Source organism: Dasania marina DSM 21967, assembly GCF_000373485.1.
GTDB classification, from domain to species: Bacteria; Pseudomonadota; Gammaproteobacteria; order Pseudomonadales; family Dasaniaceae; genus Dasania; species Dasania marina.
The window spans coordinates 74,933-101,844 of record NZ_KB891590.1 but is presented as its reverse complement, the minus strand read 5'-3'; the positions used below and the strand labels follow the sequence as shown (position 1 = coordinate 101,844).

The following is a 26,912-nucleotide window of genomic DNA, read 5'->3' as shown; positions in this document are numbered from 1 at the left end:
GGTAGCTATATATAAAAATAAGTATAAAAATAAAAGCAGATGTAAAAAATAGAAAAAACTCGCACTTTTATCTAAAGGCGAGTTGTGGCGGAGTATTCTACCTATTTTTTGGGATTTTTGTCATTTTCCGGTCGGCCTAGGCCTTTATTGCTAGGGGTATTCTTTTTTATTTTTTCGGCTGAATTTTTGTTTCTAGCGTCTTCGGCCATATCTTGGCCCAGTTTTCTGCCTTTGTCTTTCGATTTATTGGCATTTGCGATGCCCCGCGAGGCGTTATCGGCTGCGTTGCTGTTAATGTATTTGGGTAATTCTATAATGTTAATGATGTCGTTGGGGCTGCCGAGTTCATCGACCACAAAAATGGTGTCGTCTAAGTCCTCCTGAGCTAGCGCCAGTGGCGATGTAATGAGCAATAATAATAGTAGTGCTAGTGGCGTGATTTTCATGCTGTTCTCTCTGATTGTCCACGCTACGTGGTTGGTTGTTTGCTGTGGTCGGCTTTGTCGTGGCTAACATCTATATGTATACGTTTATTGGCGGGGCCATAGGCATAGGACAGGGTGAGGTAGCTGTCGCTATGGTCCTTAAACAATACCGGTAAAGTTAGTAGGTTTTTACCTTTGCGTATATTGGTAGTCCAGCTTAAGGTTTTACGGTTGGGGTAACCTTGTAGCTCTAAATTTTCTGCCAGCTCTATGGTAACGGTGGTATTTTCCCTATCGGCGAGGCTGTCTATAACAACATTAATCTGTTTGCTGGCGGTGCCGTTGGCCGTATTGAGTTGAGCCATTTTTTCATTGTGGGCGACAGGATTTTGATTTACCAGTATTAGCCCCATAAAACTAACTATAAGTACTAGGGCCACCACCCGGCGATAGAGCGATGGAGACGACGCTGCTCTTTCCTGTTTTGCCTGTTGATGGTTCTCTATAGCTTGTTTGATGGCCTTATCGGCAAAGCCTGCGCTCATGATCGGCTTATCTAGATTGTTTAAGCCTGTTAGTAGTAGGCTCTCTTCGTAGTGAGCTAGGCAAAGTTCGCAGCTTGCAATATGGTCAAAGAGCTCGTTATTAGCGAGGGATACGCCACCACTCGCGATATATATGGGTATGATTTTTCGGGTTTCTAAGCAGTTCATAATGTCTCCAGCCTTAGCTATTAACACGCGTAAGTGTGGATAAAGGTTCCGTTTTTCTGAGGCTTTTTTTCAACTGATCTTTGGTTCTATGCAGGCGTGATTTAACAGTGCCTAGTGGTAATTCAAGTACCATGGCTAAATCATTAAGGCTATAACCTTCTATAAGATGCAGGGTAATTAATACCCGCTGTTCAACGCTTAGCCGTTTGATGGCGGCATTGAGGTTGTGGCTTAGCCTTGTTTGATCTATGAGTTGATCGGGCTCTAGTGTCGGCTCGGGAGTTTGCGCCAATATTTGCTCGCCGTCATCATGAGGGTAATGCTCAGGCTGTTGCTTTTTTTTGCGCCAGTGATCGATAAAAAGGCGATACATGATACGTGCTAACCAGGGCCGTAGTTTTTCAATGCTGAGCATTTCTTCAAGGCGTGGGTATAGCTTGATAAGCAGATCTTGTACCAAGTCTTCAGCATCACTTTGGTTGCCATGCAGGCGATGGGCAAGGTGGTATAAATGCTGGATGTGCGGATGCACCAATTGTTCAAATTGGCTGTGGGCTGGTTGTTGCGACGGACTGCTTAAAAAACTCATACTACCTATACACGAGCTATAACTTTAAAAGGTTCCATTTTTATAACCGATAGTTACATTTCTTTGTTGGCGCGGGATATGTGGTGATTAATGAGGCGTAGGTGCTGCATTGTAGCAGGAGAGGGGAGGCAGCCGCCTTATCAGTTGGCTGCCTAGTGTTTCGGTTTATGTAATAGGGCTTAGTTATTTGTTAATAACTATTAATTAATAGTGATATTAGCGGCACTGTCGGCGGTTACGCTGACATTAACGCCAGCGGTAAAGCTAACCACGTCATTGCCTTGTGTGTTAGCCGCGCTATTGTCCTCGGTGTTGATGTCTAGCGAGGCGTCACAGCTAAAGGCTACGCTGTAGTCACCTACAGGGATAAAACCTAGGGTGAACTGATACTGTTCGCTGCTACTGTTGTAGCTTACTGTGGCCGAGGTTAGCGGGTCGCCATCATTGCCTTGTATGTCTTGAATGGCGGCGTCGTGACCGCTAAACAGGTATACCACGTTACCCATGTCATTATTATCACCGTTGTTGCAAGCAACATCGGTGACTAGGTTGGCGGCTACTACGCCTTTAATGCTATTAACGTCTAAGTTATCAACTAGGCGCAAGGTGGGGCGTAGCTTATAGCTGCCGCTTTGCTCGTGCACCGATTTTCTTAAATCAAATTCTATGGTGAAGTTGTTACTGCTGCCGGCACCGGCGGTAAAGCCGCGGTTTAATTTAAGGCCGCTTTTTGCGCTGCTGGGTATGCTTAGGGCGTGTTGTATACCATTAATAATAATATAGGAGTCGGCTTCGTTAACGCCCAGTCTTATCCATTGGTAGTCGCCTACGGCAAGCAGTTGGTCATCTAGTAGTAAGGAGCGATCCTCGCCTTGGAAGTCTAAGAGGTTAAGGGTTTTAGCTTCTTCGAACTCTATCAGCGTGGTTTCAGGGCCTTTTAGCTCTATGGAGGTAAAGGAGATAACTACCGCTGAGGCGTTTTCTACCGGGCCGTCGGTAATGCCTAGGGAAAGCCGCGCCTCATCATCGCCGCCACTGCTACCGCCGCTGCTGCCGTCACAGGCTGTTAAGGTGTATAAAAGTGCTAGCGCGGGTAAGGCAAAAATTTTATTCATGGTATGTACCTAAAGTTAATCATGGGTGGATATGATGCTTATATTAGCGGCAATTAACGCCATACTAACTAACACGGTAAAGAGTGAGCAAAGGTTCCTTTTATTATGCGCTTATCGGTAAAAAGTGATGGCCGTCACAATTGGCCGGTCAATTGTCCGTGCAACAGGGCTGTTTATGGCTGGGGGGGGGATTTGGTTGGCTGCTAAATCTACTGGATTATTCGCTACGCTCACCCTACGGGTCGCCTCTTCAGGCGTTCAACACATAAAACGCTGTTGTTCGCCTAGCAGCCCGGCTCGGAGGCCGGAATGATGGAGTTTTTGGGGGGAGGCGCTGGTTTAATCAGAGCCTATTAGCAAATCTAAAGGGTAGCCGGCAAAGGGTTTTATTTCGCCGATAATTAATTGCGAATTCATTTTTTCTATACCAATTTCCTGCTGTACTAGGCCTTCACTGAGTTCATTAAACTCGGCGGCATCGCGGCAAATAAAGTGCACGATATAGTCAAACTGCCCTGACACCATATAGCAAGAGGTGATTTGCGGGATGCTGTCTATCACTCCACGAAAATGTCTTGCCAATTTTGGTTCTTGGCTTTTTAAAGCAATGTTGACAATAAAATGGGCGTGGGGGATTTTCTTTAAATTAATATTAGCGGCATGGGCTTGCAGGTAATTTTCTTTTTTTAATTTTCTCACTCGGCTAAGGCAGGCGCTTTCTGACAAGCCTATCTCATCAGCCAATCGTTGGTTGCTAATAGTGGCATCTTTTTGCAGCGTGTTGAGTATGCGTAGGTTTATTTTGTCGAGTTTCACAGTTAGCCCTAACTAGTAATCAGAGTTGATGTTATGCATAGTCATGCTGTTATTAACGATCAAACTTTCGGCTTAAATAAATAGAGGTTTGGGTGCGTTCTATGCCATCTATAGAAATAATCTTGTCAATTTGTTGGTCTAAGGTTTCAGTACTTTCATCTTGTACTTGCGCACATAAATCATATTGCCCTGAAATGGAATGCAGGGATTGTACTGCTTTAATCTGCTCTATTTGCCTAGACACTTGGCTCAATTTTTTTTGATCGGCGGCTATCAGTACGTTGGCACAGATTTGCCTTTGTAAATACTCTGGATGTAAGCGCACAGTATAGCCCTGAATGATTTGATTGCGCTCCAGCCGCCTTATGTGTTCCTGCACGGTCGCTCGAGTGACACTGAGGCGCTTGGCTAGCTCGGTGATACTTAGGCGGCTATTTTCTAGCAGTAGCGCTAATAGATTTTTGTCTAGAGTATCCATATAACACCTTTGTCTGGATTGCCGATCAAATTGATCTAATGAACGAACAAAATATACGCTATTACTGGTCAATATGTAAATGATTGTTTGGTGCGCGCTCTGGGCCGCTATTAATACAGGGAATTATGAGGTTTTGAGTTACTGTTGCCTCTACTACGGATCAGTAGTGGTGGTCTGTAGGTCGGTTGTGGGTATAGGATTTTTCACTTTGATCTATCTGGTGTGCTTTTTGATTAAAATTAACGGTCAAATTGTTCGCTTAGCTCATTCAATGTTACCGGTTTACCTCGTACACTTTTTCCGCATTAGCCCATGTGTAGGGCTTAGGCTGTCTGCTAAAAAATACAGCTGGTGATAACACAGACTAAAAACTAATAATTTATAAGCCTTAATCGTAACTGCTGGATGCTGGTACGCTTATTACAGAGCTATTGGTCGATTTAATTTGGCATAGCTATCACTATGAGTGTTTTTCACTCCTGCAGTTAGTACGGGAAAGTTATGTCCAACGTTGTACGCCCCCCCAGTCTTCTTGACGCTTTAATTCCAACCTTTGTGTTGATTATATTATTGGCTTGCTCGGTTTTTCTATTTGGGGATTCTTCATCCAGTGGCGCTAACCAAATTGCTTTATTACTCGCCTCGGCGGTAGCGATTATTGTGGGTATAAAAAACGGCCTCAGTTGGGAGTTTATAGAGCAAGGCATTATCGATGGTGTGTCGGTTTCTTTACGGGCGATTATGATTTTATTTGCGGTGGGCACCTTAATTGGCAGCTGGATATTATCCGGCACCGTGCCCACGATGATTTACTATGGCCTGCGTTTATTAGACCCTAGTATTTTTTACGCCGCCTGCTGTGTGATATCTGCCTTTGTAGCATTGAGCATAGGCAGCTCATGGACAGTGGCCGGCACTATAGGCATAGGCTTGATAGGTACGGCGGCAGCCTTGGGTTTGCCTTTGGATATTACCGCAGGTGCGATTATTTCCGGGGCTTATTTTGGCGATAAAATGTCGCCGTTATCGGATACCACCAATCTGGCCCCGGCCGTAGCGGGTACCGATTTGTTTACGCATATTAAACACATGGCTTGGACCACCGGCCCCAGCATTATTATTTCTTTGATTATTTTTACCATTCTCGGTTTGTTTTATACGCCCACTGGCTCGGCTAATACCATGGCAGAAACGCTGGCTCTGTTAGAGCAGCAGTTTTATATCCATTTTATTTTATTATTGCCCTTGCTATTGGTATTAGTGCTGGCGATGAAGCAGTTCCCCGCGCTGCCGACTATTTTAGGAGGCACTTTAATCGGTTGTGTTTTTGCCTTGGTTTTTCAGGCTGACGTAATTTATCAATTGGCGGGTAATACCGATATACCTCTAGCGTTGGCTTTGTTTAAAGGTGTGTGGATGGTGTTGTTTGATGGCTTTGTCTCTAACACCGGTAATGCCTCTATAGATGACTTGCTGACACGTGGTGGCATGTCCTCCATGTTAAATACGGTATGGCTGGTATTAATGGCTATGATATTTGGTGCAGTGCTGGATAAAGTGGGTTTATTAGCTCGCCTAGTGCAAGGTGTTTTGACCTCGGTAAAATCTACTGGCAGTTTAATTGCTGTGACTATCGCCTCGTGTATAGGAGCGAATATTATTACCGCTGATCAATATATCGCGATAGTGTTACCGGGCCGTATGTATCGCTTGGAATTCGAACGTCGCGGCTTGGCCCCCGAAAACCTCTCGCGGGTATTAGAAGATTCTGCCACTATTACCTCGCCGTTAATTCCCTGGAATACCTGTGGCGCCTTTATGGCCAGCACCTTAGGGGTGGCAACCTTTGCTTATTTACCTTACTGCTTTTTTAATATTATTAATCCCATCATCTCTTTGATTTATGGTTTTACCGGTTTTAAATTAACGCCTTTAAAAGAAAATGCAGTGAAAGAGAATGTTTTGCAAGAGCCTGAGATAGATGAGGTATCGGCAATTCCTGCTGTTAAATAAGTAGTTGCGCGGTTGTTTACAGAACTTATGCTTTTAGTTCCTAGTTCCTAGTTCCTAGTTCCTAGTTCCTAGTTCCTAGTTCCTAGTTCCTAGTTCCTAGGATTTAACTGAATAAGCTTTAGGATCAGCCAGACATAAAAAAACGGGAGCCTAGGCTCCCGTTTTTTTATGTCTGGCTAATTAGCCTAGCCGTTTAGGCCGACATGCTGTTGAGATACCATTGCAAGAACTTCATATCTAACTCTTCAAACTCTGGGTGTAAAGGCCCGGGTTCATAATAATCCGAGAGCGCGCCTTCGGCATTACGGCTGATGATATAGGCATCTTCCATAGTCGTGTCATGCCACAGGGCGGTGAGCTTTTCCTTGTCGTAGTCTTTGCCTTCTACGGCATCGCCATTGACAAACCACACCACATCCATATCGGTTTTATGCTGGCCGCGGGGGATAAAGCGATACAGCACGGCATGGTCGCAGTAATTGAGCATAAACGTGAAGGGGCCTATTTGAAAATCGCCAGCGCCGCCATCGAAGCCACCTATGTCGCCCATCAGTGGCGCTAGCGGCTGGCCATCTTGGCTGCCGGTTAGGTAACCTTCGTAAAGGCCGTAGCGGTCGTGCCAGATATCGCAGCCAAACTCTTCCGAATCGGTGTACTCCTTGCTAATGGTTTCACAAAATTCCGTGCCTAAGCCGGTAATCGCTGGGGAGTTTTTGTGTACGTCGGCCACCCGCTGTTTAACGTTTTCCCACTTCTCGCGCAGGGTGTGAATTTTTGCGTACTGCCTATGGGAGGTGGCGCAGTGATAGCACTCTAAATAATTTTCTATCACAAACTTCCAGTTAGCCGCCACAGTATAGGTTTCACTGTCAGCCACTTTGGCGTGCTCTAAGCGGTAGGGGCCTAAGGTAGATTCTAGTTGTGCGGTGTGTTTAGCTAAGTCGGGCGCGTCGGCATTAAAGTTAATAAAAATCATGCCGTGAAAAATATGTAGGCTTATCGGTTTTAAAGGATAGTGCTCGCAGGAAAAGTCGCTGAGCATGTCCATGTCTCTAGCGCGTTTTAATGTGCCGTCGGTGTCATAAGTCCAACCGTGGTAAGGGCAAACAAAGGATTTTTTATTACCGCATTGCTCTTCGGCCACTCTGGCGCCGCGATGACGGCAGACATTTAAAAAAGCGTGTACGCTGTTATCTTGGTGGCGGCAAATAATGGCGGAGTCATTGCCCATATTACATAAAAAGTAATCACCGGTATTAGGGATTTGGCTGATATGACCTGTGTATATCCAACTATTAAAAAACAGTTTTTTTAATTCACGCTTGTAGATCACATCGGACTTATAAAAGTAAGTCGGTAGGCTGGTGCCTTGCTTACTTTTTTGCTGCTCTATCATAGTGTTGGCGACGATAGTTGAGTCGTCTTGGTCTGTTGCAAATACCGTGGTCATACTTCACTCCTGCTGATCTTATTGGCCCTATTTTGCTTATCTGCTGGGCTTTATTGTTCATCTGCTTTCGGCTTGCCTTTATTCTGGCAAGTTTAGGCATGTTTGGGTTAATAACAAATAGTAATAGCTGTTTGTTATTAGACTTTATTTCGGTGCTAGGTAAGTATCGAAATAACGGACTAAAAAGCTAAGTTTTTAATCGCCGAATCAGGTTTTGTTGCTTGTCGCCTGTATAGCTTTGCTTTACCGGCTAGTGGCAGAGTGTTGCCAGCTGTTAATTGTATACCTTTATTTTACTTGAACGATCATACAATAAGACTTTTATATGCAATTGTCTGTGATTATTTGTAATTCTTTTGTAAAGAAATACAGTGTTTCCACTTGGGTAACAGTGAGGCAAATGTTGTAGGGGGGAAGGGGTATTGAAGGCTTGGGTTACGAGGGTAAGCCAAGAGTCTCGCTATTGTTTTTACAGCGCTTGCGTTTTCCTGTTGCCGTCTGCTGGCTATAACACTGTTGGCTAATGTTGCCGCGGTATCTGTATAACCAAGTTAGTTGTCAAAGGTATAGGCTATACCCAAAATCTTTTTTAATTCGCCCTGTTGTTTGAGTTGTTGTAGGGCTAGATTAAATTGGTCTATAAACGCTTGGTTGCTAGGGCTGGCATGGCATACCACGCGTTCAGGGTGTTTTTGCATAGCGTGGCTAGCATCATAATGTAATTGCGACAATTCTTTGCTCTTTAGCATTACCCATATGTCGGGGGTATAGGCGGCAAATGCATCGATACGTTTGGCTATGAGTTTACGATAATTTAAGGCTATATCTCTGACCTGCTCGACTTCGAAGTAGCCACTGTTACGCAGTTGTTCAAATTCGGCGCTAAACCTCATGCCGGTGCGTACACCGACTTTTTTACCTTTTAAGGCCTCTAAATTGCCAATAGCGTCATCGTCATGGCGGGTGAATATATAGGCTTTAGCGTAGTTAAACGGTTCGCTTTGTATGGTGGGGAAGTTAAAAATCGTACCGTCTTCATCGGAGGGGGCAATACAGTCAGCGAGCTGTTGCTTAAAATTATGTTTGGCTCTGATTATGGGGCTGTATTGCAGATGAAAGCTTACGTCTAATGCCTGTATACGCTTGAGTAGCTTATTGTAGCTGCCGGTTTGTTGTTGGTTGATAAGGCCATTGAGCTTGTAGACGGCTATTTGCGGTTGTTGGCTGATAGCCGAGGTGCTAAATAGTAGGGTGCAAGCGCAAATGCATAGTGTTATCGCCGTATGGCGAAATAGGTTTTTATACCGGCTAAGCATCTTGCGGTGTGCCCCTTTTTAACTATGGCTTGTTATTCCATAATTTTAAAACAAAGTAATGCCCCAAGTAAGCACAATGATAGTTACGGCAAGCAGCACCGCCGCTGAGCCCATATCTTTGGCTTTGCCGCTGAGTTCGTGATGCTCTGATCCTATGCGGTCTATGGCAGCTTCTACCGCTGAATTAAGCAGTTCCACTATTAATAGTAGCAGTACACTGCCTATCAGCAAGATACGCTCCACGCTGCTAACATCTAACAGGCAAGCTAAGGGGATGAGTACTAAGGCTAGATAGACCTCTTCTCTAAAAGCGGCTTCGCCGTGGTAGGCCTGGATAAAGCCCTGACGCGAGTAATTAGCGGCGTTGGTTAAGCGCTTGAGGCTGCTGGGTTGTCGTTCTGCCACAGTGTTTCCTTCTTATAAAGAAAAAAGTTATGTCTAATAATATGTTTTAAAGCGTAATTATTTCGACTTGTTGTTGCTGGGCAAAGTCCTTCAGCTGATCGCTAGTGCCTTGGTGTGTGACTATGGCCAGGCTGGCAAGTTCAGGTTTTAAGTAGTTAGCGGTTACCCGTTTTAAGTCATCTAAAGTCACTTTTAATACCCTGGCTCTAAAGGCGCGGCGCTGGGCCGGGGTACGATCGAACAGCGTATTGTGGAAGGCGGTTTTAGCTTCGCCGGCTGGCGAGCTGGGTTTATCTAAGCTGCTAATTACGCCTAGTATGGCCTGCTCTAAATGTTCCTCGTCGTGCTCGCTGCTCAGCAGCCAGTCTATGGCGGCATCAAAATCGTTGAGGGTTTCGACTATGCGTGGGTCGCGGTAGGAATAAAACTTAAAGGCGGCGATGTTGTTGTCTTGGCTGGCGCCACCGCCATAGGCTCCGCCTTGCTCGCGTATTACCCGGTGTAAATAACCGTTGCGTAAAAAGCCGCCTAATACGGTGAGTGCTGCACCATCGGGATGGTTAGAGGTTACCGTGGGGTAGGCCTTAGCGCAGAAGTTAACCTGGGTGTTGGCTACCCAAATTTGCTTGCGCTGCTCTCTAATGGCAGGCAGTTGCAGTGCTGCTAGTCCGGGGTTGGCGTGCTGGCCCCAGAGTTGCGCTAGGGTTTGTTGGCACTCGGCTAGCTTGTCGGCTTCGGCAATCAGCAGTAATTGCTTTTTACCCGCCAGAATATGCTGGTGCAGGCTTTGTAATTGTTGCGCATAGGCGGCCAGGGTGGCTTCGTCCTGATTGGCTTGGTCCAAGCCTTTAAGGGTTTGTATGCCCTGCAAGCCGCTGAGCTTATGGCTTAGCGCCGCCTGTGGGCTCATGCCGCTGCTGGCGGCGGTCATGGCTAGGCTGTGGCCGTTGTTGCTGACTGATTGATCGCGGCGGGCGCGCTGCTGGCTCATTAGCTCACGCAGGCGGGGCAGCTCATCAAAGCGCACATCGAGTAGCGTGTCTTGCATGAGTTGTGCTTGCGCCAGTTGGTTACGTACCAGTGCTTTGGATGAGAGTACAAAGTAGCTTTTAATAGCCTGTTCATCGTCGGGGCTGCCGCGCAAGGTGCTATAGGCATTGATGCTACCGCAGACGGTAGCTTGGTGTGATTGGGTGCTGAGGTAGTCTTGCTCTCCTATGCCCAACTCGGTGAGGTTGCTGGTGTAGTAGGGCATGATGGCCAATAGCTCATCGCTGAGTGGCGGCAGCTCTATGATAATTTGCTGATACACCAAGCCGTTGGTGCCTTGGGCATAGCTCATTAAAGGCAGTTCACCGATCAGGCTCTCTACGCCATCGACTATGTGTATATCTTCGGGTACGTCGTCTAAACCCACTTTCGGTAAGATGGATTCATCATCTTTTTGCTGCTGTCTGTCGGCTAGGGTTTTGGCTTGGGCGATGATTTTTTGCGTGTCCTGTTCTTGCAGCTGGGCTTTGATGGCGGCTAGGCGGGTAGCTTCAGCCACATCGCGACGCTGGGCCAGATCTTGGTCGGGGGTCATGACTAAGGTGACGCGATGCGGGTTGTTGAGCAGTAAGTCTTGGGCCAGTTGTTTGATGAAGTTGGGGTCTTTTATGTCTTCATGCAGCTGTTCTAGTACCGGATCTAAGTTGAGCAGGGCGATAGGGTCGCCGCGATGGGTGGCGCTGCCCATGGCGGTGAGTATTAGTTGCAGGCCAAAGGGATAGCTATCGCCGCCGACTTCACGTTGGTGTAGTTCTAATTGATGCAGCACCGCCTCGACTTGCTCCTGTGGTACACCGTTATCGGCGACCTCTTGTAGGGTGGCTAGGATGAGCTGTTCTACCGCTTCGGCGTGGCGCGCTTCAGTGCCTTCTAAGCCACAGACAAAGGTGAGTTCGCGCATGGAATCCTCTAAACCGCATAGCGGTGAGGGGGCGCTACCCAAGTCGGTGGTTTCCAGTGCTTGTTGTAGCGGTGAAGCGCTGTTATCTAATAATACGCTGGTCAGTAACTGGGCGCGCAGCATAGCTTGCAGATCGGAGCTTTCGCCAAACAGCCAGCCCATGACCACATGGGTTTTGTTATCACTGCTACCCTCTTCATTAAATGCATAGCTCTCTTGTACCCGCAGCGGTGCTAGGTAGCGTTTTTCGGGCGGTACGTGGATGTGTATATCCAAGGCCTCAAAGCGCTTGAGCGCCTGCTCTTCAAAACGGGCGTGGTGCTCGGCAGCAGGAATATCGCCAAAGGTCATAAAGATGGCGTTGCTGGGGTGGTAGTGGCTGCGGTAAAAATCTTTTAGCTCTTGGTAGCTAAGGTCGGGTATATCGGCCGGTTCGCCACCGCTGTTGTAGTGGTAGGTGTTGGTAGGGTAGAGGTATTTACACAGGGTTTGCCACAGGGTGCTGGGCACTGAACTCATTGCCCCTTTCATTTCGTTAAATACCACGCCTTTGTAAACGAGGTCGCTGTCGCTGTTGTCAGCTTCGGCAAATTCTATGCGGTGGCCTTCTTGGGCAAAATCCAATTCATCCAACCGCGAGAAAAACACCGCGTCTAAATAGACTTCAAGTAGGTTGTTAAAGTCTTTGCGGTTTTGGCTGGCAAAGGGGTAGGCGGTCCAGTCGGAACTGGTAAAGGCATTCATAAAGGTGTTGAGTGAGCGCCGTATCATCATAAAAAACGGGTCGCGCACGGGAAATTTTTCGCTGCCACACAGGGCGGTGTGCTCGAGTATGTGGGCAACACCGGTAGAGTCGTGGGGCACGGTACGCAGCGCCACCAAAAACACATTTTCGTCGTTGTCGGCGGCCATGTGATAGTGCACGGCGCCGGTTTTTTTGTGGTGATATTCTTCCACGGTGACATTAAGCGAGCCTATAGCCTGGCTGCGTATCAATTCGAAGGCGGGGTGTTGCTGTGGCTTTGTGAGCATGTGTAGGTCGCTTTATGGTGGTGTATGGGTAAGCAAGCGGCCATTGTAGCGTCAAATAGCGGCGCGGGTATAGCACATGGCTAGCTGTTTGCTGATCTACGGTAGGCGTAAGGAATGGCGCTAAGCTTTAGCGACTCTTTGGTTGCTCTTTATCTACTAGGGCTTAGCTGCGGTTAAGCTTATATGGTAGAGCCGGGGCCAGTTTTTACCGGTAACAAACAGCCTTTGCTGTTGCGGGTCGTAGGCTATGCCGTTGAGTACATCGGTGTTGCGCTTGCGCAGTGCAGCGGGCAGCAAGTCGCTTAAATCGACACTGCCCTCTACCTGGCCGTTGCTAGGGTTGATAATAATAATGCGTGAGCTCATCCAGATATTGGCGTAGATTTTCCCTTCCACCCATTCCAGTTCATTGAGGTTAGTCACTGCCTGGCCGCGCTCGGTGACCTTAATGCTATGGTTGATGTTGAAGTTGTCGGGGTTGATAAAGTGCAGTTGATCACTGCCATCACTCATAATGAGTTGCTGGCCATCGGTGCACAAGCCCCAGCCCTGACCTTGATAGCGATGTTGTGCGACGGGGCTTAAATCCCTTGCCGCATAAACCAAGGCCAGCCCGGCTTTCCACGTAAGCTGGTAGACGTTGTTGTTCAGCAGGGTAATACCTTCAGCGAATAACTGCGGCTGTACCACTTGTTGTTGCAATACGGTGTAATACGCCAGCTCACGTACAGTCAAACGCGAGTGGCCATAACGCCCCGCGCTTTCATAGAGTTTACCTTGATCAAAGGCCAAGCCTTGGGTAAACAGCTGCGGGTCGTGAGGATATTGGGCGACGACAGTATAGCCGTACTGGCTAACCGTCTGTTCAGCGAAACTATCATCAGCAAAGCTGTCGTTGGCTAATAATAAACTAAGTAAGAAAACTAAAAACGGCATGGTAAATAGCTATTGTTTAATGGCTAGTATTGAAACGCTGTGCTTTTACTTCCGCGCAGCGCAGCGAGCATCTTAAAGCTTGCCGCTTACCGCTCGCCTTTATTCCGCACGAGTTCTTGTATCAACATAAGCTATAGCCTCTTTAACAGCCAAGCTTATTTTTTTATTAATCTCGCTGCGTTCTTCAGAGGAAAGGTAAAACATCATGTCGACATCGTGGCGTATATAGCGTGGCGGCAAGTTATTAAGGGCAACACAGGAGACATCGGCTATGTATTCACTATCGACATCTTTATCCACTAGCACGCGTTGTAATTCTTCCAGCACCAAGGGTTCGTAGTAGTTGTGTATGCTATCAAAATCGCTGGGGGTGCCGCCGCGAAAATTAAAACCTGATAGTAGCATGTTGGACTCCTGTAATTGTCATCGGCTTATTAGTGTGCAGTTTAGCAGGCTGGATTTATCTTGCCGCGAATTATGTCGCGAACAATAAAGCGGCTCGGATTGAGTGCCTCTACCAAGTTGCGTGGCAGGGGTAAGGGTTCATTGCATAACTGTGCTGCTAATAGCTCAGCACATAAGGGGCTGGAGGTTAAGCCCTTAGAGCCGTGGCCAATATTGAGGTAGAGGCCGGGGTAATAGCTGCCGGCCTGCTTAATGCTGCGGTTGGCATCTTTGCTTAAAGGCCAATAATCGCGGATAAAATCGGCGGTAATCGCCACTGGGCCCACTAAGGGTAAATAGTCGGGGCTGGTGCAGCGCAGGTTGGCGCGGCCATTAAATTCTTGCGGGTTAAGCTGCTGCGGGTCGCCGGCAAACAGCTTGGGTAAGGCATGATATAAGCTGTTGACGTTGCTGTGGTGATCGGCTGTGCGCAGGCTTTTATCAGTATCGGCCATCGCAAAGGTGGCGCCAAAATGTAACCCGTTAGCGATGGCGGGCGTGATATAGCCCTCATGACAAATCACGGTGCGGGGCAGCTGTTTAAAATGCTGCAGGCCCAGTTCGGTGATTTGCCCACGTATGGCCTTTAACGGTAGTTGTTGGCATTGCTCAAATTGTTGCGCGTCTACGCTGTTGGCGATAATAACCGCATCGGCGCTGACTAGGCTTTGCTGTTGTTGCCCCAGTATCTGCCAGCCGTGAGCCTGCTGTTGTAAGCTGATGGCCTGCTGCTGGGTTAGCACGGTGATATTGGGGTGCTGGCACAGTTGCTGGCACAGGCGGGTGGGTGAAATCCAACCCGAACCTTTTAGAAAGTAGCCGGGGTAGGCGCAATCGACGTGGCTAAGCTCAGAGGCCTGCTGCGCATTGACCTGCTCTACCCAGTCACTGTGACCGCTAAAATGGGGTGTTAGTTGTGCCAGCCATTGCTGTTGTTTGTCGCTGCAACATAACTGCAGCAAGCCGCACAAGTCTAAGTCTTGCTCGCTGAGCAGGCCTTGCTGTTTCAGCTGCCGGTAGTAGCGCAGGGCGTAGTGATAACTGCTGAGGCCAAACTGGCTGAGCGTACCCATCTCGGTGGAGAGCTTGGTGTACAGCATGGCTTGGGCATTGCCCGAGGCCTCTTGCGCCAGCTCCCCATGCCTTTCTATTAACGTGACCTCTATGCCGCGTTTAGCCAGTGCATAGGCACTGCTGCAGCCCGCGACGCCACCGCCAATAATGGCAACATGTTGCGGGCGGCGTATCAGTGGAGGCAGCGCCCAAGGGCTGGTTTTTTTGTTGGCTTTGTAGTGGTTGTGGTCTTGCGTCACTTGCTCGCTGGAGTCGTTAAACACGGCGGTGAGCATTTCTCGTTTATGGCCAAAGCCTTTGGTTTTAGTGACGGTAAAACCCGCCTCTTGTAAGCCGCGCCGAACGATGCCGGCAGCGGTAAAGGTGGCTAGCGTGGTACCGGGCCGGCTGAGTTTGGCTAAGGTTTGAAATAGCGGCTGGCTCCACATGGAGGGGTTTTTAGCGGGGGCAAAGCCGTCTAAAAACCAGGCATCAACTTTAGCACCGTGGTTGTGGACAAAATCGGGATGTGCTGTCGCCAAACATTGTTCAAAGCTGCTGCAGGCTTCCCCCAGTAATAAGTGCAGGCTGATTGCTGTTTCAATTTGTAATAGGTGCTGGCCTGGAAGTAGTGGCGGGTACTGGTCTAATAGCAACTGGCTATGGGCGGCTAAGTCTGGCCAAGCGCTTAGCGCACGTTGTAGATCGGGTTTAGTGAGCGGGTGTTTTTCCACGCTAATAAAGTGTAGGCGCCAGCTGCTAGGGGCCAGTTGTTGCCATAGCTGGCAGGTCGCTAGAAAGTTGAGGCCGGTGCCAAAGCCGGTTTCGGCGATGGTAAAGACACCGGGTTGGTCTGGGTCTAGTTGTTGCCAGCGCTGCGCCAGTTGGTTGTGCTGCAAAAACACATAGTGGGTTTCTGCTAAACCCTCTTGCTTGGAAAAATAAATATCGTCGTAGTGGCTGGAAGTGGGTAGCTGCTCGTCCTGCCAGCTGATTTCGGCTACATCGAGTTGGAAGGGCGAGGGCATATCACAGTCTCTAGGCTGGAGTCTCTAGTCTCTAGATAAAAGAACTGCTAGAGACTCAGTGCTAGTGGAGGGAGTGGAGACTTATTGATCGGCTTTGACGTAAAACACCATGTAGGGGTTTTCGCTATCGGATAGGTCTAGCAAAAACTCCATGCGCTTATACTTGTGCTCTTTGGGTATTTCCGCTTCCCATCTATAGTCGTCCAGCGAGAATCGGGCTTCGCCGAAGGTTACCTTGCTGTCGCCCTGATATTGGTTGCCGCCTAGGGCACGCAGTTTTAACGAGCGAGTGAGCTGATCGGGTATGCGTATGGTTAGTGTTTTCAAGTCGCCGACTTGGCTGCCGTCAGCACTGGTCGCTGCGGCTTTTTGGCGCGCTTGCTCGGCGGCGATGTCAGCGGGGTTGCTTAAAAAGGTGACGGGCTCACGCTGGCTGCGATCGGTAGTTGCGGGCACTACTGACGCAACGGCTGTTGGAACAGCGGCTTGCGCTACGGCTACGGCCTGTTGAACCTGTTGCTGGGCTAGGGCAGCAGCCTTGGTGGCGGCTTGCTGTTCGGCTTGTTGTAGCGCTCTTAGGCGCTCGTTCTCTGCTTTTAAACGGGTCAGTTCCTGACGCTGTTTTTCTAGGCGAGAGGATTCGTTGACGGCTTGTTGTGTCGCGAGTTTGTCTATCAGTTGCTCGTGCTTGCTGATCATGTTTTGCAAGCTGGCGATACGTGCGGTACCGGTAGCTATCTTCTGCTCTAGGGCTTGTTTTTGTTCATCTAGTTGCTCTAGCTGTTGGTTGGATTTTTTATACTTGCGCTCGGCCAGCGTTAGCTTGAACTGGGCGTTATTGAGTTCGCCGTCTTTGCTAGGGTCTTGAGCGACCTCGGCTTTTACTTTTAACACTTCGGCTTTGGCTGCGTCGTAGATGTCTTTTTCAGGTGAGGGCGCGTTAGCGGCCTGTTCGAGTTCTTGCTCTGTGGTCTTGAGCTGTTCGCTATAGGCCGTTAATTCTGCCTGAGTGCTAATAAGCTGGGCTTGATAATTATCAAGCTCGGCCTTGGTGGCGGCTAATGATTTGGCATGGCCGTTAATGCTGAGCAAAAGGCTGAGAATAACGATAGAGGGGGTAAAGCACTTGGCAAACATGAATGATGATCTCACTTGATTTTTTGCTGTATAAAGCTGCAATTGACAGCTGAATTCTATTAATTGTGTCAAAAAAACACAGGTTTAAGTCCGGAACTATGACAGATTTACTACGCTTTTTCAAAAGCAGCCAAGTGTTGGCGGCTAGCGGGCAGGCTATTTTGTTATCAGTATAAAGCTGCCCACACTCGCTCTTAGCCTATGGTAATGCTGGGTAACACAGGCTTAGGGATGTTTAGCTTAGCCTCTGGCGCCATCACTGTCGCCTCGCCTTGCGCCACAATTTTGTTGTGCTGATTGTGGGCGATGCACTGTAGCACGACGGTGCGACGCTTATCTTGTTTGTCTGTCACGGTTAAGGTGACGGTGATACTGTCACCCAACATTACCGGCTTGCGAAAAGACAGGGTTTGGCCCAAGTATATGCTGCCGGGGCCTGGCAAATGTAAGGCTATAGCTGCTGAGATTAAACCTCCGGTCCACATACCGTGAGCAATACGGCCTTGAAAGGGCGTGCTGGCGGCGAAAACTTCGTCCAAATGCACGGGGTTAGTATCCCCTGAGCTGGCGGCAAACATCACTATATCTTGCTCGGTGAGAGTTTTGCTATATTCAGCCGTTTGACCAATGCTTATCTCGTCGTAGGTGAAGTTGCTTAATTGGCTCACGGATAGTCCTTATATTGCATACATAAAAAGGGAAACATGTTGTGGCGCGTATTGTAGACTATTTAAATGCTGATGCGAAAACCTCTACATGATAAATTTGAGCACTTAAAATCGCTGATTCAAAAAGCTGTTTATTTAATGAACAGGTGTAATGAATGCCAGACTAGGATTTTTATTACTAAGATTAATAACCAACAATAATGACCAATAACCATTATCAAGAATAATGGCCCTGTGAGCGGTTTACTAAAATGTTACTACTAAGAATTGTATTAAAGGATGTGTATCTATGATGAACCCTGCCACCTTAGCAGCGATGCAGCAATTGAATTTGCCTACGGCCATAGACTACAGCCGCTATGACAATTTATTAGAGGTGTTGGAACATGTGGTTACACACTATGGCAGTAAACCCGCTTTCAGTTGCATGGGGCATACCTTAACTTTTTGCGAGTTTGCGCAGCAGGCCAAGCAGTTTGCCGCTTACTTACAGCAGCATAGTGGCTTGCAACAGGGTGACCGGGTGGCGATACAGCTGCCCAATATTCTGCAATATCCGGTAGTGCTATACGGGGTGTTACTGGCTGACTTAGTAGTGGTGAATACCAATCCTTTGTATACCGCCAGGGAGCTTAAGCATCAACTAAATGACTCCGGCGCCAAGATGCTTATTGTGTTAAAAAATGTGGCTGAGGCAGCGCAGCAGATTATTACTGATACGCCGGTAGAGCAGGTACTACTTACCGAAATAGCGGATTTTCATCCCAGCCCCAAACGGCAGTTGATTAATGGCGTGGTGAAGTACATTAAGCGCATGGTGCCCAAGCTAGACTTCCCCGTGGCACTATCGCTGCGTGAGGCCATGGCCTTAGGTAAAAAGGCAGAGTACCAACCGGTAGCGGTGACCCGCGATCACTTGGTGGCACTGCAATATACCGGGGGCACCACCGGCGTGGCCAAGGGCGCTATGCTTAGCCACGGCAATATTTTAGCCAATATTTTACAGTGCCAGGCCTTGTTTAAAAGCTATGGCATGACCAAGGGTGAAGAAACCATATTGGTGCCTTTACCGCTATACCATATTTACTCTTTCACCGTGTGTATGGTGATGGTAGAGGAAGGCAGCCACTGCATACTTATTCCCAACCCCCGCGATTTATCGTCGGTGGTAAAAGCCATACGCAATTATGGCATGACCTTTTTCTGCGGCATTAACACCTTGTTTGTTGCCCTCTGCCACGATACTGCGTTTAAAAAACTAGACTTGTCGGCGCTTAAACTCACGTTGTCGGGAGGCATGGCGCTTACCGAGACGGCCGCCAAGCTGTGGCAGCAAACGACTGGCTGTGAAATACATCAGGGTTACGGCCTTACCGAAACCTCGCCAGTAATATCTGCCAACCCCGGCGGCGGCAATAAAATCAACACTATAGGTTTGCCCTTGGCCGATACCGATTTAGTGGTGATGTCAGAGCAGGGCGACATGCTCCCTATGGGCGAGCAGGGCGAGCTCTGTATGCGCGGCCCGCAACTAATGCAAGGCTATTGGCAGCAGCCGGAAGAAACCGCCAAGGCGATTGATGCCCAGGGCTGGTTTCATACCGGCGATATAGGGGTGTTAGACCCTGATGGCTATCACCGCATCGTCGACCGCAAAAAAGACATGATTATCGTCTCAGGCTTTAATGTCTACCCCAATGAGGTAGAGGCCGTGGCCAGCGAGCACCCGGGGGTGTTGGAGTGTGCGGCAGTGGGGGTGCCCGATGAGACCAAGGGTGAAACCATAAAGCTGTTTGTGGTGCTGAAAGATAAAAGCGTCACGGCTAAAGAGCTGCGGGCCTTTTGTAAGGTCAGGCTTACCGGCTATAAGGTACCCAGTGAGATTATATTTTACGATGAGCTGCCTAAGTCGGCGGTGGGTAAAATTCTACGGCGCGAGCTGCGCGATGGGCCTGCCTCGGCTGACACTGTTTAACAGAGCGCTAAGCCACAAGCATTAAATAATACTGCTTTTCTTGCCGCATATAGCTTAAAGCTTGCCGCTGTCGACCCTGCTGGCCCCCTTGGTATTGGGGGGGGTGATTATTCTTAGCAGTATTCTTTATAATGGCCGGCTTTTAACCCCCCGCTGGGGTTGATCATCAGCCGGCAATTATTTATCTGTGGATACCACGCTTAACAAACTCTCCGAAACTATCGATCAGTGCTTATTAAAAGATCAGCATAGCCTGCGCCGTAAATTGCGCAGCGCTCAGCAGCGGGCAAAACAAAACCAGCCGGTAGGGCGGCTAGTGGATGAGCTGGTGGCGCGCATAGAAACCTCGTTGCTGGCCTACCAGCAAAAATCGGCGGCATTGCCCAAGATTATCTTCCCCGAAGATCTACCCATAGCCGATAAGCGCGAGCCTATTGCCGAGGCTATACGCGATAACCAAGTGGTGATCATCGCCGGTGAAACCGGTTCGGGTAAAACCACCCAGCTACCCAAAATTTGTTTAGAGCTGGGCCGTGGTGTTAAAGGCTTAATTGGCCATACCCAACCGCGGCGTTTGGCGGCACGCACGGTAGCCCAGCGTATCGCCGATGAGTTGCAAACACCCTTGGGCGAGGGGGTGGGTTATCAGGTGCGCTTTACCGATAACACCTCAGATGGCAGTTATATCAAGCTAATGACTGACGGCATCTTGCTGGCCGAAATTCAGCGCGATCGCTACCTGTCACAGTACGACACGCTGATTATTGATGAAGCCCATGAGCGCAGCCTCAATATTGATTTTTTATTGGGTTACTTAAAGCAACTGTTGCCCAAGCGACCCGACTTAAAACTGATTATCACCTCGGCCACTATAGACTTAGAAAGTTTCTCTAAGCACTTTGGCGATGCTCCTGTGATAGAGGTATCGGGCAGAACTTATCCGGTAGAAACTCGCTACAGACCCCTAGATGATTTAAGCGAAGAGGGTGGCTTGGCGCCAGGCATCGCTGCGGCGTTAGAGGAGCTATTTACCAGTGACGGCCGCAAGGGCGGTGATGTGTTGGTGTTTTTAAGTGGTGAAGGGGATATACGCGAAGTGTCGCGTTATTTACGCGACCAGCATCAGGGCAATCAGCGGCTGTGGCAAAACGTCGAAGTGCTGCCCCTGTATGCGCGGTTGAGCAACGCCGAACAGAACAAAATATTTCAAATCGACAAACGCCGTGGCCGCCGTGTGGTGTTGGCTACCAATGTGGCAGAAACCTCATTAACTGTGCCGGGCATACGCTATGTGATAGATCCCGGTTTTGCTCGTATTAGCCGTTACAGTTATCGCACCAAAATTCAGCGCCTGCCTATAGAGGCTATCTCACAAGCTAGCGCCAACCAGCGCAAAGGCCGCTGTGGTCGTGTGGCTGAAGGTATCTGCATACGCTTATATAGCGAAGAAGACTTTAACGGCCGCCCCGAATTTACCGACCCTGAAATTAAGCGCACCAACTTAGCCTCGGTTATTTTGCAAATGCTATCCATGCGCATAGGTGAGGTGCAAAACTTCCCTTTTGTCGATCCACCCGATAGCCGCATGATTAACGATGGCTTTGCCTTATTGGAAGAACTGGGTGCGGTTAACAAACAACAACTCACAGCAACCGGCGTGCTGTTGGCTAAATTTCCACTAGACCCGCGCCTGTCGCGCATGTTGATAGCGGCCAATGAGCAGGGCTGTGTGCAGGAAATGCTGATTATTTGCAGTGCCCTAAGCGTGCAAGATCCGCGCGAGCGTCCTGCCGATAAACGTCAGGCCTCCGATGAAAAGCACCGCCGCTTTTGGCATGAAGATTCCGATTTTTTAAGTTACGTGAATTTATGGAATCATTACGAAGAACAGCGCCAGGAGCTTAGCCAAGGTCAGTTGCGCAAGTACTGCCTGCGCAATTATTTATCGTTTATGAAAATGCGCGAGTGGCGCGATATACATCATCAGCTCAAAATAGTGGCGAAAGAACTGGGCTATAAACAAAATCAAGAACCCGCTAGTTTTGAGATTGTGCATAGAAGCTTACTGGCGGGTTTGCTTAGCCATGTCGCCAACCTCGATGTGGATAAGGTGTATTTAGGGGCACGTAACCGCAAGTTGCACATCTTCCCCGGCTCCGGATTATTTAAGAAAAGCCCTAAGTGGATAGCTGCCGCCGAGATAGCCGAAACCACCCAAGTCTATGCCCGGTGTTGCGCGCGTATACAGCCCGAGTGGTTACTGGGCATTAATGATGCCTTATTTAAGCATCGTTACAGTGAGCCGCATTGGCAGCAGCGCAGTGGCCAAGTGATGGCGTTTGAGACGCTTAGCCTGTATGGCTTGATTATTAAAGATAAAATCAAAGTGCACTATGGCCCCATAGACGGCGAGGTGGCTAGAGAGATCTTTATCCGCGCAGCCTTGGTAGAAGGGCGTTATAACAGCAAGGCCAAGTTTTACCTGCATAACCAAAAGCTATTACATGAAATTACCGAGCTGGAAGCCAAGTCGCGACGCCGCGATATTTTAATTGACGACGAGCAGCTGTTTCAGTTTTACCATGAGCGCCTGCCTCCGCATATCACTACTTCTAGGCAGTTTGAGCACTGGTATAAAACCGCCCAGCAACAAGACCCGCAATGCCTGTTTCTTAGCAAGGGCTTGTTAATGCAGCACAGCGCGACTGAGGTGACCGAAGCGCAGTTTCCCACCGTGTTGCACTATGGCGATATGCGCTTTGCCCTAAGCTATGTGTTTGAGCCGGGTCAGGCCGCCGATGGCGTTACTGTTACCGTGCCCTTGGCCTTGTTGAATCGCATTAGCAAAGAGCCTTTTCAATGGTTGGTGCCGGGCATGCTGCGGGAAAAATGTATAACGCTGGTAAAGATGCTGCCCAAGCAAATACGCAAACAGTTTGTGCCTGTGCCCGACTATGTCGATAAGGCCTTGGCGCGTATCACTAATAAACAGCAAGGCATACTAGCCGGTTTGGCCGACGGGCTATACCGCAGTGCCGGTGTAGAGATAGATGTTAACCAATGGCACACCGGCGAGCTGGATAATTTCTACCGCATGAATTTTAAAGTGGTGGATGCTGACAGCAAGTTATTAGCACAAAGCCGCGATTTGGATCAACTGTTACAGGATTTCAAAGGCAAGGTCAGCGAAAGTGTGCAGCAGCAAAGCCAGCCTGAGTTTCAGCAGCTGGATATTAAACGCTGGGACTTTGGCGAGCTGCCCGCGCAGTATCAATTCAAACAAGCGGGGGTGACTATCACCAGTTATCCCGCGTTAGTGGATAAGGGCGATAGTGTTGCGGTTGAGTTAATGGATTACCCGCAAGAGGCTCAGCAGCATACACAGCAAGGCTTAGTGCGCTTACTGATGTTGCAACTGCCGCAGCAGCTTAAATATTTACGCAAAGAATTATTAAGCAGTAATCAAATCAGCTTGCAGTTGGCGGGTCTATCCGAGCAACGCAAGCTGTGGCTGGAAGACTTATTGCTGGCCGTGTTTACCCGGGTGTTTTTAGCCGATGCGGAATTGCCTAATAGCGAGCAGGCATTTAATGCTTGTTTGCAGCACCATCAATCCAGCTTAGTCGCAGAAGCGCTAGAGGCGGAAAAGCTGTTGCTGGCCATAGCCGATGGCTACACCAAGCTGCGCAAGGCCATTAAAAAAGCCAACCAGCTTAGCTGGGCGACGGCGGTGGCTGATATCAATCAGCAGGTCAATCTATTGTTCGCTAAGGGCTTTATCGCCGATACCCTCTGGCAGCATTTACAACAATACCCGCGTTACCTGGCGGCGATAGAGCAGCGCATCGATAAACTGCGCGGTGGCTTGCCTAGAGATAGGCAGTTAATGGTGGTGTTAAACGAACTTAACCAGCCGTTAATTAAGGTGTGGCAGGGCAATCAACAGGCTCATCCGGAGCTGTTAAATTATCGTTGGTTGTTAGAGGAGTACAGGGTATCCTTGTTTGCGCAGACCTTGGGTACACAGCAGCCTGTATCTGAAAAACGTTTGCGCAAGCACTTGGCCGAATTGCGCCAACTGCAACTGGTGAAGTAGTAATCTGGTTATCAATAGTTACCAATATCTATCAATGAACAACAATAAACTGACGTATATTCAACGATGACAGTTGCCGCACTTAATTATCAATCGATTACCGTCACCGTACCCTGCGGCGAGCAGCTGCACCTGACTCGTTTTTATAAAGACAAGAAACAGCTGGGTGCCCCCGTTTTTATGATGCACGGCTTATTGGAAGATGGCACCGCTTTTTACGATGATAACGGCAAGGGCCTAGCCTGTTATATGGCCCAGCAAGGCTATGATGTCTATGTGGCTGACCTGCGCGGCAAGGGCCATAGCTGGCCTGCCATACAGGCCAATAGTCAGGTGGGGGTGCATGCGCATATTACCGAAGATATACCCGCCTTATTAAAAAAAATCCACAGCATACGCGGTAATACCCCACAGATATGGGTAGGCCATGGCTGGGGCACGGTATTGTTAACCGCTTATTATGCGCGTATGGATACGTTATTGGCCCCGGTTGCACAGATGCTGCACCTAGGTGCGCGCCGTCAAACCCTGTTGGCTTCGCGCTTGAAACGCTTTGTCTTTAATACCCTGTGGCGTAGGTTGGGGGGCGTGTGTATACGCTTAAACGGCTACTTACCCAGCCGCTTTTTATGCTTGGGTGATTGCAAAGAATCCAGCGCCGATTACCAAGATTATTTGGCCTGGAGTATGAGCAGTGATTGGCTGGATCCCAAAGATGGCTTTGATTACGGTGCGGCCATTGCCTATAAACAGTTGCCTCCCAGCTTGTATATAGCTTCGGCAGGGGATCGTATCTACGGTGATGTGTTGGATGCCCGCAGCTTTATGAAGCAGCTAGGTAGCCATGATGGCCGTATGTTGGTGTTAGATAAAAGCGCCGGCAGCTTAAATAACTATAAGCATAACGAATTACTTAACCATGCCGATGCCGAGCAGGATCACTTCCCGCATATGCTGGCATGGCTTAAGGAATACCGGCAACCCGTTTTAAATACCTGATTATTTTTAGGCTGGTGTGAAACTTGTAGTCGGGGCTTGGGTCATAACTGCACGATTCAGTATGGCTTGTGTTATTTTTGAGCATGTGAGTTAGCGCTGGTATTTGAGCTGCGGTGTAAATTAGCTACACTGTGGTGGCGATAACAGGGACTAAGCCGTATGCTTAATCTGTGGTGTTAATACTGATAAATAGAAATACAATACTAGGAGCTACTATGTCTACCTCAAAATCTACTATAAACAAAAAGCCTTTAGCTGCTGCATTAGGTGCGGCTTTTTTAGCAACGGCGATTTCACCTTTAGCATCTGCTGAAGTGAATCCATTTGCTGCCAACCAATTGTCCAGCGGCTATGACCTTGCTAACTACGCAGATGCCGAAGGTAAGTGTGGTGAAGGTAAATGCGGCGAGAAAGCTAAAAAAGAAGGTAAGTGCGGCGAAGGCAAGTGTGGCGAGAAAGCCAAAGAAGGCAAGTGTGGCGAGAAAGCCAAAGAAGGCAAGTGCGGTGAAAAAGCCAAAGAAGGTAAATGTGGCGAAAAAACTAAAGAAGGCAAGTGTGGCGAGAAATAAGCACTAGCAGTAATGACTTTAGTTAATAAAGCTGTAGCACTGGCGGGTTTAGGTTTGCGCAGGGACATTATGTCCTCTTTGCAAAGCTTACCCGCCGGTGAGTTAGATTTTTTTGAAGTGGCACCCGAAAATTGGATAGGCTTGGGTGGTCGCTTGGGTAAGCAGTTTCAGGCTATAGCCGAACGCTACCCTATATACTTGCACGGACTATCACTCAATATCGGCGGCACGGCCCCTTTAGATATTGAGCTCATCGATAGTATCAAACAGTTTATCAAACAATATGACTGCCCCCTGTATTCAGAGCATCTCACCTACTGTGGTGACGGTGGCCATTTATACGATTTAATGCCCATCCCGTTTACGGAAGAGGCGGTTAAACATGTGGCCGCTAGGATTGGTGAAGTGCAGGATAGGCTAGAGCAAAAGCTAGTATTAGAAAATGCCTCCTATTATTGCGCCCCCGACCAACACATGAGCGAGAGCGCGTTTATTAGTGCGGTTATGGCCGAGGCCGACTGCGAGTTATTGTTAGATGTGAATAATATCTACGTCAACAGTATTAACCATGGTTACGATCCCTATCAGTTTTTAAGCGAGCTGCCTCTGCAGCGCGCCAGTTATATCCATGTGGCGGGCCATTTTGAAGAGGCCGAGGATCTACGTGTTGATACTCATGGTGCCGATGTCATAGGCCCGGTATGGGATTTATTGAAAGCGGCCTACCAGCAGGTGGGGGTGCTACCAACATTGTTGGAACGCGATTTTAACTTCCCGCCCATGGACCAGCTATTGGCCGAAGTGGCCACCATTCGGCAGTTACAGGCACAAGCTCTTCAGGGCCAGGCTCAGCAGGCCCAAGCTCAACAGGGCAACACTGCCAAGGCGGCTGGCTAATGGCCACGCTGCAACAAACCACCGATCAATTCACCGCCTATATACGTAACCCCGAGCAGGCCTCTGCCCCTGAGAATATAGAGCAACGGCGCTTAAATATTTATCGCGACTTGTTTTATAACAATATTGAAGGTTTTGTCAGCGGCGCCTTTCCAGTGTTACGTAGTGTCATTAACGATCAAGCTTGGCATGCGCTAGTGCGTGACTTTATGATTGAACATCGCTGCCACAGCCCCTATTTTTTAGAAATCAGCCAAGAGTTTCAGCGCTACTTAGCGGCTAACCCCGTTATTTTAACGGCGGAGGCTTACCCCGTTTTTATTCAAGCCTTGGCCCATTATGAATGGGTGGAGCTGGCACTGGATGTGGCAGAAGATGACCTGCCTCAGCTTGCTATAGAGCAAGGCATTAGCGAGCAGCCTGACTGGCTGGCGCAGCGTCCGGTGGCGTCGCCATTGGCTTGGAGTTTGGCCTATCAATACCCTGTACATTTGATAGGGCCGGATTATCAGCCCCAACAGCCCAGCGAGCAGGCCAGTTATTTAGTGGTTTATCGCAATCTACAGGATGCGGTGCAGTTTATGGAGGCCAATGCGGTTACCGCCAGATTACTAGAGCTAATTAATAACAACCCGCAGCAGCGCAACGGCAGGGATTTGTTGCTGCAACTGGCCTTAGAGATGCAGCACCCTAACCCAGAGCAGATTGTTAGCAGTGGCCTAGAGATCTATAAACAGCTGTATACGGTAGATATCTTGTTAGGTACTGTTGTTATCGCTACCGCTGCTTAATATATTCCTCTACATC

Annotated in this window: 22 protein-coding genes; 7 read left to right on the top strand and 15 right to left on the bottom strand. The window is 48.6% G+C overall.

The features are described from left to right. Positions 1 to 101 precede the first annotated feature (101 nt). The 6 genes from B067_RS0118030 to B067_RS0118005 form a co-directional block, all read right to left on the bottom strand. Positions 102 to 446 (bottom strand): hypothetical protein, encoded by a 345-nt coding sequence (locus tag B067_RS0118030; protein WP_019531497.1) that lies wholly within the window; start codon positions 444 to 446, stop codon positions 102 to 104. 23 nt (positions 447 to 469) lie between these two features. Then, the gene (locus B067_RS0118025) at positions 470 to 1,138 is read right to left on the bottom strand and encodes a hypothetical protein (protein ID WP_020700329.1); all 669 of its coding nucleotides are present in this window, start codon (positions 1,136 to 1,138) and stop codon (positions 470 to 472) included. 13 nt (positions 1,139 to 1,151) lie between these two features. After that, positions 1,152 to 1,727 (bottom strand): RNA polymerase sigma factor, encoded by a 576-nt coding sequence (locus tag B067_RS0118020; RefSeq protein WP_019531495.1) that lies wholly within the window; start codon positions 1,725 to 1,727, stop codon positions 1,152 to 1,154. A 200-nt stretch (positions 1,728 to 1,927) separates the two neighbouring features. Beyond that, complete coding sequence (locus tag B067_RS0118015) at positions 1,928 to 2,842, bottom strand: DUF4382 domain-containing protein (RefSeq protein WP_019531494.1); 915 nt, start codon at positions 2,840 to 2,842, stop codon at positions 1,928 to 1,930. Between the two features lie 339 nt (positions 2,843 to 3,181). Continuing rightward, entirely contained in the window at positions 3,182 to 3,658 is a 477-nt protein-coding gene (locus tag B067_RS0118010) for an Lrp/AsnC family transcriptional regulator (RefSeq protein ID WP_019531493.1), read from the bottom strand. Between the two features lie 52 nt (positions 3,659 to 3,710). After that, on the bottom strand, positions 3,711 to 4,136 hold the full coding sequence (locus B067_RS0118005; RefSeq protein ID WP_019531492.1) for an Lrp/AsnC family transcriptional regulator: 426 nt from the start codon (positions 4,134 to 4,136) through the stop codon (positions 3,711 to 3,713). 501 nt (positions 4,137 to 4,637) lie between these two features. Here B067_RS0118005 and nhaC point away from each other — a divergent pair. Then, positions 4,638 to 6,149 (top strand): Na+/H+ antiporter NhaC, encoded by a 1,512-nt coding sequence (gene nhaC, locus B067_RS20910; protein ID WP_051083880.1) that lies wholly within the window; start codon positions 4,638 to 4,640, stop codon positions 6,147 to 6,149. A gap of 193 nt (positions 6,150 to 6,342) precedes the next feature. Here the strand turns inward: nhaC and B067_RS0117995 are convergent, their stop codons facing one another. The 9 genes from B067_RS0117995 to B067_RS0117955 all read right to left on the bottom strand — a co-directional run bounded on the left by B067_RS0117995 (position 6,343) and on the right by B067_RS0117955 (position 17,569). Next, the gene (locus B067_RS0117995) at positions 6,343 to 7,599 is read right to left on the bottom strand and encodes an aromatic ring-hydroxylating oxygenase subunit alpha (protein WP_019531490.1); all 1,257 of its coding nucleotides are present in this window, start codon (positions 7,597 to 7,599) and stop codon (positions 6,343 to 6,345) included. Between the two features lie 551 nt (positions 7,600 to 8,150). Continuing rightward, the gene (locus B067_RS0117990) at positions 8,151 to 8,915 is read right to left on the bottom strand and encodes a substrate-binding periplasmic protein (protein WP_019531489.1); all 765 of its coding nucleotides are present in this window, start codon (positions 8,913 to 8,915) and stop codon (positions 8,151 to 8,153) included. 45 nt (positions 8,916 to 8,960) lie between these two features. Beyond that, on the bottom strand, positions 8,961 to 9,320 hold the full coding sequence (locus B067_RS0117985; protein ID WP_019531488.1) for a diacylglycerol kinase: 360 nt from the start codon (positions 9,318 to 9,320) through the stop codon (positions 8,961 to 8,963). Positions 9,321 to 9,366: 46 nt separating this feature from the next. Further along, the gene (locus tag B067_RS0117980; protein WP_019531487.1) at positions 9,367 to 12,303 is read right to left on the bottom strand and encodes an insulinase family protein; all 2,937 of its coding nucleotides are present in this window, start codon (positions 12,301 to 12,303) and stop codon (positions 9,367 to 9,369) included. 156 nt (positions 12,304 to 12,459) lie between these two features. Next, the gene (locus tag B067_RS20905; protein ID WP_019531486.1) at positions 12,460 to 13,239 is read right to left on the bottom strand and encodes a glutaminyl-peptide cyclotransferase; all 780 of its coding nucleotides are present in this window, start codon (positions 13,237 to 13,239) and stop codon (positions 12,460 to 12,462) included. A gap of 99 nt (positions 13,240 to 13,338) precedes the next feature. Beyond that, positions 13,339 to 13,644, bottom strand: coding sequence for a late competence development ComFB family protein (locus tag B067_RS0117970; RefSeq protein WP_019531485.1), 306 nt, complete (start codon positions 13,642 to 13,644; stop codon positions 13,339 to 13,341). Between the two features lie 41 nt (positions 13,645 to 13,685). After that, a complete protein-coding gene (mnmC, locus tag B067_RS0117965) occupies positions 13,686 to 15,764 on the bottom strand; it encodes a bifunctional tRNA (5-methylaminomethyl-2-thiouridine)(34)-methyltransferase MnmC2/FAD-dependent 5-carboxymethylaminomethyl-2-thiouridine(34) oxidoreductase MnmC1 (protein WP_019531484.1) in 2,079 nt (692 codons plus the stop codon). Between the two features lie 81 nt (positions 15,765 to 15,845). After that, on the bottom strand, positions 15,846 to 16,901 hold the full coding sequence (locus tag B067_RS0117960; protein WP_026244766.1) for a GumC domain-containing protein: 1,056 nt from the start codon (positions 16,899 to 16,901) through the stop codon (positions 15,846 to 15,848). Between the two features lie 194 nt (positions 16,902 to 17,095). Next, complete coding sequence (locus B067_RS0117955; protein WP_019531483.1) at positions 17,096 to 17,569, bottom strand: MaoC/PaaZ C-terminal domain-containing protein; 474 nt, start codon at positions 17,567 to 17,569, stop codon at positions 17,096 to 17,098. Positions 17,570 to 17,858: 289 nt separating this feature from the next. Here B067_RS0117955 and B067_RS0117950 point away from each other — a divergent pair, with 289 nt between their 5' ends. The 6 genes from B067_RS0117950 (at position 17,859) to B067_RS0117925 (ending at position 26,896) form a co-directional block, all read left to right on the top strand. Further along, positions 17,859 to 19,544: a long-chain-fatty-acid--CoA ligase gene (locus B067_RS0117950; RefSeq protein ID WP_020700328.1), complete on the top strand. Its 1,686-nt coding sequence runs from the start codon at positions 17,859 to 17,861 to the stop codon at positions 19,542 to 19,544. 187 nt (positions 19,545 to 19,731) lie between these two features. Next, a complete protein-coding gene (hrpA, locus tag B067_RS0117945) occupies positions 19,732 to 23,640 on the top strand; it encodes an ATP-dependent RNA helicase HrpA (protein WP_019531481.1) in 3,909 nt (1,302 codons plus the stop codon). Between the two features lie 66 nt (positions 23,641 to 23,706). After that, positions 23,707 to 24,639 carry an alpha/beta fold hydrolase gene (locus tag B067_RS0117940; protein ID WP_019531480.1) on the top strand — a complete coding sequence of 311 codons (933 nt, stop codon included), beginning with the start codon at positions 23,707 to 23,709 and terminating at the stop codon, positions 24,637 to 24,639. A gap of 215 nt (positions 24,640 to 24,854) precedes the next feature. After that, positions 24,855 to 25,208 (top strand): HvfA family oxazolone/thioamide-modified RiPP metallophore, encoded by a 354-nt coding sequence (locus B067_RS0117935; protein ID WP_019531479.1) that lies wholly within the window; start codon positions 24,855 to 24,857, stop codon positions 25,206 to 25,208. A gap of 12 nt (positions 25,209 to 25,220) precedes the next feature. Next, positions 25,221 to 26,105, top strand: a complete 885-nt coding sequence (locus B067_RS0117930) for an HvfB family MNIO-type RiPP peptide maturase (RefSeq protein ID WP_019531478.1) — start codon at positions 25,221 to 25,223, stop codon at positions 26,103 to 26,105. Further along, entirely contained in the window at positions 26,105 to 26,896 is a 792-nt protein-coding gene (locus B067_RS0117925; protein WP_019531477.1) for an HvfC family RiPP maturation protein, read from the top strand. Before B067_RS0117930 ends, B067_RS0117925 begins: the two co-directional genes overlap by 1 nt. Positions 26,897 to 26,912: the final 16 nt, after the last annotated feature.

What these genes read in the sequence shown, in the direction of transcription:
- B067_RS0118030 (WP_019531497.1), bottom strand. Translation starts at nt 446, where the DNA reads ATGAAAATCACGCCACTAGCACTACTATTATTATTGCTCATTACATCG.
- B067_RS0118025 (WP_020700329.1), bottom strand. Translation starts at nt 1,138, where the DNA reads ATGAACTGCTTAGAAACCCGAAAAATCATACCCATATATATCGCGAGT.
- B067_RS0118020 (WP_019531495.1), bottom strand. Translation starts at nt 1,727, where the DNA reads ATGAGTTTTTTAAGCAGTCCGTCGCAACAACCAGCCCACAGCCAATTT.
- B067_RS0118015 (WP_019531494.1), bottom strand. Translation starts at nt 2,842, where the DNA reads ATGAATAAAATTTTTGCCTTACCCGCGCTAGCACTTTTATACACCTTA.
- B067_RS0118005 (WP_019531492.1), bottom strand. Translation starts at nt 4,136, where the DNA reads ATGGATACTCTAGACAAAAATCTATTAGCGCTACTGCTAGAAAATAGC.
- nhaC (WP_051083880.1), top strand. Translation starts at nt 4,638, where the DNA reads ATGTCCAACGTTGTACGCCCCCCCAGTCTTCTTGACGCTTTAATTCCA.
- B067_RS0117995 (WP_019531490.1), bottom strand. Translation starts at nt 7,599, where the DNA reads ATGACCACGGTATTTGCAACAGACCAAGACGACTCAACTATCGTCGCC.
- B067_RS0117990 (WP_019531489.1), bottom strand. Translation starts at nt 8,915, where the DNA reads ATGCTTAGCCGGTATAAAAACCTATTTCGCCATACGGCGATAACACTA.
- B067_RS0117980 (WP_019531487.1), bottom strand. Translation starts at nt 12,303, where the DNA reads ATGCTCACAAAGCCACAGCAACACCCCGCCTTCGAATTGATACGCAGC.
- B067_RS20905 (WP_019531486.1), bottom strand. Translation starts at nt 13,239, where the DNA reads ATGCCGTTTTTAGTTTTCTTACTTAGTTTATTATTAGCCAACGACAGC.
- B067_RS0117970 (WP_019531485.1), bottom strand. Translation starts at nt 13,644, where the DNA reads ATGCTACTATCAGGTTTTAATTTTCGCGGCGGCACCCCCAGCGATTTT.
- mnmC (WP_019531484.1), bottom strand. Translation starts at nt 15,764, where the DNA reads ATGCCCTCGCCCTTCCAACTCGATGTAGCCGAAATCAGCTGGCAGGAC.
- B067_RS0117960 (WP_026244766.1), bottom strand. Translation starts at nt 16,901, where the DNA reads ATGTTTGCCAAGTGCTTTACCCCCTCTATCGTTATTCTCAGCCTTTTG.
- B067_RS0117950 (WP_020700328.1), top strand. Translation starts at nt 17,859, where the DNA reads ATGATGAACCCTGCCACCTTAGCAGCGATGCAGCAATTGAATTTGCCT.
- B067_RS0117940 (WP_019531480.1), top strand. Translation starts at nt 23,707, where the DNA reads ATGACAGTTGCCGCACTTAATTATCAATCGATTACCGTCACCGTACCC.
- B067_RS0117935 (WP_019531479.1), top strand. Translation starts at nt 24,855, where the DNA reads ATGTCTACCTCAAAATCTACTATAAACAAAAAGCCTTTAGCTGCTGCA.
- B067_RS0117930 (WP_019531478.1), top strand. Translation starts at nt 25,221, where the DNA reads ATGACTTTAGTTAATAAAGCTGTAGCACTGGCGGGTTTAGGTTTGCGC.
- B067_RS0117925 (WP_019531477.1), top strand. Translation starts at nt 26,105, where the DNA reads ATGGCCACGCTGCAACAAACCACCGATCAATTCACCGCCTATATACGT.